The organism is Amycolatopsis sp. H20-H5 (assembly GCF_035828755.1).
In the GTDB taxonomy this organism is placed as follows: Bacteria; Actinomycetota; Actinomycetes; order Mycobacteriales; family Pseudonocardiaceae; genus Amycolatopsis.
In genome coordinates this window covers 23,391-29,899 of sequence record NZ_JAYMZS010000108.1, presented here as the reverse complement: position 1 = coordinate 29,899, position 6,509 = coordinate 23,391, and the positions used below count along the sequence as shown (strand labels likewise).

Here is a 6,509-nt window from a genome sequence, read left to right as displayed (position 1 = left end):
GTCGGGGTCAGGGTCGACCAGCGCGATCGAGCCGGTGTACCCGGCCTCGCGGAGCCCGGCCGCCACCCGGCTGCCACCGATCGACGCGCCGGCCACCACCACGTTGTGCACCGTCATGACACCGCGCCTTCCTTGCCGCGTAAGGGTTCTTGGATCAGGCCACCACTGGGCGCGTGCTCACCGAGGCCGCGCGGGGTGCGCAGTTCGAGCACGTCGCGCAGGCCGAACGTCCAGCCTGCCTTGCGAGCCCGGCTGGCCAGCCGGGCGGCCCGCAGGCTGTCGCCGCCCCTGGCGACGAAATCGTCGTCGAGGTAGACGGCGGGCAGGTCCAGGATCTCGGCGACCATCGTGCACAGCTGTGCTTCCAGCGGCGTGCCCGGCTCAGCCCCCGCCGGGCCATGCTCGACCGGCGGCGCGGGCAGCGCGGCCTGGTCGAGTTTGCCGTTCGTGGTCAGCGGCAGTTCGCCGACCACGACCAGTGCCGAGGGCACCATGTACGCGGGCAGCACGACGGCGACAGCCGCGCGCAGGGCCGCGAGGTCCAGCTCGGCTCCGGTCTCGGGGACGACGTAGCCGACGAGGCTCCGGTCGCCGGAGTTCCCCTCGCGCGCGACGACGGCCGCCTGGGCGACGCCGTCCTGCGCGCCGACCACGGAGGTGACCTCGCCCAGTTCGATCCGGTAGCCGCGGATCTTGACCTGGTCGTCGGTCCGGCCGAGGTACTCGAGGATCCCGTCCGCGCGCCGCCGGGCGATGTCGCCGGTGCGGTACATCCGCTCGCCCGCGCCGCCGAACGGGTCGGCCACGAACCTTTCGGCGGTCAGCCCGGCCCGGTTGAGGTAGCCACGGGCCACCTGGCTGCCGGAGATGTAGAGCTCACCGGCCACCTGCCCGGCGACCGGCACGAGCCGTTCGTCGAGCACGTGCAGGCGGGTGCCGGGCACCGGGAGGCCGATGGGCGTCGCGCCCGGCTCGATCTCGTCGTCCGGCCCGATCCGGAACGTGCAGCACCCGACGGTCGCCTCGGTCGGCCCGTACTCGTTGATCACCGCGGCGCCCGGATGCGTTTGCCGCCAGCGCTGCACGACATCGCCCAGCAGCATCTCCCCGCCGACCACCAGCTCGCCGGTCGGCGAGAGCTCGGCGGGCAGCGCGGTCAGCAGCGGGAGGTGTGACGGGGTGGCCTTGACGAAGGCGGGCCGCTCCCCCGTCTCGGTGTGGTCAGGTTCCCGGTCCAGCGACGCCACCCGCACGCAGCCGCCGGTGATCAGCGGCCCGTAAAGCGCGGTGACGGTGAGGTCGAACGCGACCGGCGAATGCAGCAGAGCGCCGCCCGCAAGGCCGGGGTACTCGGCGACGGCGAACGCCAGGTAGGTGGCCAGCGTGTCGTGCTGCACCGTGACGCCCTTGGGGCGCCCTGTCGAGCCGGAGGTGTAGATCACGTAGGCCAGGTTCTCCGGGCGCAGCGGCGACGTCCGGTCGGCGTCGGCGAGGTCGTGATCCGGGCCGGACTCGGCGGCGGAGGCGACGGAGGCGACGGCGATCTCGCCGGGGCCGTCGGTTTCGCCCAGTACCAACCGAAGTCCGGTGTCCTCGGTGATGAACGCGAGCCGCTCGGCAGGCGAATCCGGGTCGAGCGGCACATAGGCCGCACCGGCCTTGAGCACGGCCAGCAGCGCGACCACGAGCTCGGCCGAGCGCGGGAGCCGCACCCCGACCAGCTGCTCGGGGCCGACCCCGCGGGCGACCAGCCGGTGGGCCAGCCGGTTCGCCCGGGAGTTCAGCTCCGCGTAGGAAAGCGTCCGCGCGCCGCAGCGCACCGCCGCCGCGTGGGGGGTTCGCGCGGCCTGCCGTGCGAACAGATCAGGGACCACGAGCTCGGTCATCATGTCCTCAGCCCCTGCTCGCGGTGAGCTGGCGGATCGTCGGGCGCAGGTACAGGTCCCGCATCTGCAGGCTGAACCCGCCACCGCCGCGGCGCAGTGCCGCGCCGACGCGCATCGCGAACAGCGAGTTGCCGCCCAGGTCGAAGAAGTTGTCGTCCGGCCCGACGGACACCCCCAGCACGTCCTGCCAGGCCTCGATCAGCGCGGCGCCGAAGTCGTCGGCCGGGGCCACGGCCTGGCCGTGGCGGAGGTGCTGCTCAGGCACTCGCGGCTCGGCCGCCTTCCCGGCCGCGACCGGCTTGGGCAGCTTGCGCACGTCGAGCTTTCCGTTGGTGGTCAACGGAAGCCGCGGCAGCACCGTGATGGTGGCAGGCACCATGTACTCGGGCAGGAACCGGGCCGCGCGCGCCCGCACGGAGCCGGTGTCGTCCCCTTCCAGTACCACGAACGCATCGAGCTGGGCGGTCGCGGAGTCCGCGGGGTCCTCCTGGTTGAGCACCACCGCCGCGGCGGACACCAGCGGGTCGTCCAGCAGCACCGAGCGGATCTCGTCGAGCTCGATCCGGAAGCCGCGCAGCTTGACCTGACTGTCGAGCCTGCCGAGGTGCTCCAGCCTGCCGTCGGGCAGGAACCGCCCTTTGTCCCCGCTGCGGTACATCCGCTCGCCGGTGTGCGGGTCGGTCAGGAACCGTTGCGCGGTCAGCTCTGGCTTGTTCAGGTAGTGCAGCGCGAGGCCCGCGCCGCCGACGTAGATCTCGCCCGCGACACCGACCGGCTGCGGCCGTCCCTCGGGGTCGGCCACGCGCAGCCACCAGCCGGGCAGCGCGGTCCCGACCGAACGCGAGCCGGACAGCGCTTCGGCGCGGGTGACGGTCTGGGCGGTCACGTGCACCGTGGTCTCGGTGATGCCGTACATGTTCACCACGCGGCACCGGGTCTCCGGGTGCCGGTCGAACCACGGCAGCAGCATCCGCGGGTCGAGGCCCTCGCCGCCGAAGATCACCAGCCGCACCGGGGCCGGTTCCGCGCCGTCGCGCTCGACCTCGACGAGGTGCGCGAACGCCGACGGGGTCTGGCTGAGCACGGTGACCCGCTCGTCGACCAGCAGCCGGTGGAACTGCTCCGGGGAGCGCGAAACCCAGTACGGGACGACGACGAGGCGGCCGCCGGTGAGCAGGCAGCCCCAGATCTCCCACACCGAGAAGTCGAACGCGCTGGAGTGGAACACCGTCCAGGCGTCGTCCGGGCCCAGGCCGAAGTCGCCGGTGGTGGCGGCCATCAGGTTGAGCACGTTCACGTGCGGGACGACCACGCCTTTGGGCTTGCCGGTCGAGCCGGAGGTGTAGATGACGTACGCGGGGTCGTCCGGGCCGACGCGCGAGGCAGGCGGTCCGGTGCGGTCCGCGGGTGCCAGCGCGGCGAGCTCGGCGGAGCCGACGACGCGCACCGCGTCGCCGCCGGGAAACTCGGCGAGGCTGGTGATCACCGTCGTGAGCCCGGCGTCGGTGGTCGTGTAGGCCAGCCGGTCCCGCGGGTAGGCCGGGTCCATCGGCACGTAGGCGGCGCCCGCCTTGAGCACCCCGAGCAGCGCGACGACCAGCTCCGCGCTGCGTTCCAGGCACACGCCGACCCGGTCGCCGTCGGCGACGCCGAGCGCGCGCAGCCCGTGTGCCAGCCGGTCGGCGTGGCGCTCCAGCTCCGCGTAGGTCAGCCGCTGCCCATCGAAGCAGACCGCTACCGCGTCCGGCCGCGCCGCGGCGACCTCGGCGATCACGGTGATCACGGTGTTGCCGCGGCGGGGGCGGACCGGGAGCGGCCGCGCCGGGCGGCCGAGCCGGATCAGCCCGGCCAGCTCGGTCTCGTCGACCAGGGTGACGGCGGAGAGCGGGGTCTCCGGCGCCGCGACGAGCATGGTGTGCACCCGGCGCACGTGCCGGAGCAGCTGCTCGGCCATCACGCCGGAGACCAGCCGCCGCCGGAAGTCGCAGCGCAGGAAGCCCCCGCCGACCGAGATGGTGATCGGGAAAGGCGCCCGCAGGAACGGCTCGTACTCGACGACGGACGCGCCGGGGATCTCGGGCCCCGGCCCGTCGACGACCAGGCCGAGGTCGAACCGGCCGCCGCCCGCCGCGGACAGCTCGCGGTCGAGTTCCGCCGTGTGCCAGGCGGGCCCGGCGGCGAACCCCGCCCGCACCCGGTCGCGGGCCGCGCCGAGCGTGGTCTCCTGGTGGGCGTCGACGCCCACCAGCGCGATGCCGTCGCACCCGGTCACCGGGTCGGGCACCACCGCGGCGACCGCGGGCCTGGTCAGGCTTTCGTAGCGGGCGAGGACGACGCCCAGCGCGGTCACCCAGCCCTCGACGTCGCCCGTCGGGTGGTCCGTTGGGTGGTGCTCCGCCAGCGGCACCCGGCAGGTCCCGGCCTCGTCGCGGCCGAACGGACGGCCGAGACCCCAGTCCAGCTGCGGATCCAGCTCGCACCCGCCCAGCTCGGCGACGTGCTGCGCGGTCTCCGGCGCGGGCCACGCCACGGCCGGTTCGCCGGGCGAGGGCTCGGCACCGGCCACCTCGGCCACGAACGCGCGCAGCGCCCGTGCGCCGAGCACCGCGCGGTGCGCCACGACGACGAGTTCGGTGACGCCGTCGGTGTAGCGCAGGAACGCCGCCCGCACCGCGCCGTCGCGGTGCGCGACCACCGGACGCGCCATTTCCCGGCGGCGCCACCGGTCGGCCGCCTGGTCGCCGGACCGGCACGGGACCTGTTCGGTCCAGAGCCGGGCCTCGCCGGGGAACAGCGAGGCCGTCCCGGTCGCGGCGGGCAGCCCCGCGGCCAGGCCGGCGAGCCTGGCCGCGAGGGCGTCCGCGTCCGGGGCGGCGCCGAACCGGACGCACAGCGCGTGGCTGCCCGCGGCCGGCGCGTCCCGTCCCCGGTCACGGACGAAGGTTCCCCGCGCGGGCGGGAGGTCTGAAGTGGTTGCGTCCTGCGTGGAAGTCGACACGACTGGTCCCCTTGGAGTGGTTGGGCGGTGGCTCACCGGGCGGTGAAGCCACCGTCGACGGTCAGCACGGAGCCGGTCACCTGCCGGGACTCGTCCGAGGCCAGCCACACGGCGGCCTCGGCGACGTCCTCGGGCTCGATCAGCGCGTTCATCGGCTGCGACTGGAGGAAGGTCTCCTCGTGCTCGGAGACCGGCAGGTGCAGCGACCGCGCGATCTCGGCGAGCATCCGCCCCTCGACCTGCGTGTCGTCCCGCACCGAGCCGGGGCACAGCGCGTTGACGCGGACCTTGAGCGGCGCGTAGTCGAGCGCCGCCGCCTTGGTCAGCCCGACCAGGCCGTGCTTGGCGGCCACGTACCCGGCGAAGTGCCGGTAGCCGACCAGCCCGGCGGTCGAGGCCACGTTGATCACGCTGCCCGAGCGCTGCGCGGTGAGGATCGGCCCGACGACCGAAGTCATCCGCCACGCGCCGGAGAGGTCGACGTCGATCATCAGCCGCCACTCCTCCTCGGTGATCTCGTGCGTCGACTTGCCAGAGGGCGCGGCGATGCCCGCGTTGTTGACCAGCGCGTCGATCCGGCCGAACCGGTCGGTCACCCTGGCCACCACCGAGCGGAGCCCGGCGAGGTCCTGCACGTCCGCCTGCTCGGCGAGCACGGCCGCGCCCAGCTCACGGCACTGGCCCGCGGTGTGCTCCAGCTGGCTGGACGTGCCCAGCTGGTAGGGCACGCCAGGCACGTCGCGACACACGTCGAGCAGGGCGACGTCGGCGCCCTCCCGGCTGAACGCCAGCGCGCAGGCACGTCCGATGCCGCGCGCGGCTCCCGTCACGATGACGGTCTTTCCCTTGAGTCGCACGAACCACTCCTTCCGGTAGTGGGGACGGTCTTTCGACCTAGTCCCCGTTCAGCACGCTCTTGAGCACGGCGATGACGCCCTCGGCGTTTTCGGTGAGATACATGTGCCCGCCCTCGATCTCGGCGAACTGGAAGACCCCGCTGGTGGCCTTTCCCCATTCCAGGGCCTGCTCGGTGCTCACGAGCGCGTCCGTGGTCCCGCGGACCGAGGTGATCGGCGCGGGCAGCGGGGTGTCCGAGGACTGCACGTAGCTCTCGTGCATCTCGACGTCCGCCCGCAGCGAGGGCAGGAGCAGCTCGCGCATCTCGGGGTCTTCGAGAGCGTCGTGCCGGTAGCCCGCGAACTCCTTGACCCGCGCCAGGAACTCGTCGTCCGGCAGTCCGGCGGCGCCGTTCTCCCGGCGGGTCCACGGGCCGGGCGAGCCACTGACGACGAGCCCGGCCAGGTCGACGCCGTCGGTGACGGCGAGGCGGTGGGCCAGCTCGTAGGACAGCACCGCGCCGAGGCTGTGTCCGAAAAGGACCACCGGCCCCGCCCCGGCGACCCGCTCGAGCACCTCGGGCAGCAGCCCCGCCACCGCGACGGACACGTCCTGGTATGGCTCCTCGGCGAACCGCTGCTCGCGCCCCGGCAGCTGGATGGCCGCCAGGTCGAAGGTGTCCTCGCACAGCGGCACCCAGGGGCGGAAGACAGAGGCGCCAGCGCCCGCGAACGGCACGCACAGTACAACCGGCTTTGGCATGGTCGATCCCTTTCTCGTCAACGAAG

The 6,509-nt window shown here is 73.6% G+C and carries 4 protein-coding genes; all 4 read right to left on the bottom strand.

The features are described 5' to 3' along the window. Positions 1-113: 113 nt before the first annotated feature. The 4 genes from QMK34_RS37615 to QMK34_RS37600 are packed head-to-tail and all read right to left on the bottom strand — an operon-like array spanning position 114 to position 6,483. Complete coding sequence (locus tag QMK34_RS37615) at positions 114-1,886, bottom strand: non-ribosomal peptide synthetase (protein ID WP_326419538.1); 1,773 nt, start codon at positions 1,884-1,886, stop codon at positions 114-116. Positions 1,887-1,893: 7 nt separating this feature from the next. Continuing rightward, positions 1,894-4,884, bottom strand: a complete 2,991-nt coding sequence (locus tag QMK34_RS37610; RefSeq protein ID WP_326419537.1) for a non-ribosomal peptide synthetase — start codon at positions 4,882-4,884, stop codon at positions 1,894-1,896. A gap of 32 nt (positions 4,885-4,916) precedes the next feature. Next, positions 4,917-5,741, bottom strand: coding sequence for an SDR family oxidoreductase (locus tag QMK34_RS37605; protein WP_326419536.1), 825 nt, complete (start codon positions 5,739-5,741; stop codon positions 4,917-4,919). A 37-nt stretch (positions 5,742-5,778) separates the two neighbouring features. Continuing rightward, positions 5,779-6,483 (bottom strand): thioesterase II family protein, encoded by a 705-nt coding sequence (locus QMK34_RS37600; protein ID WP_326419535.1) that lies wholly within the window; start codon positions 6,481-6,483, stop codon positions 5,779-5,781. Positions 6,484-6,509: the final 26 nt, after the last annotated feature.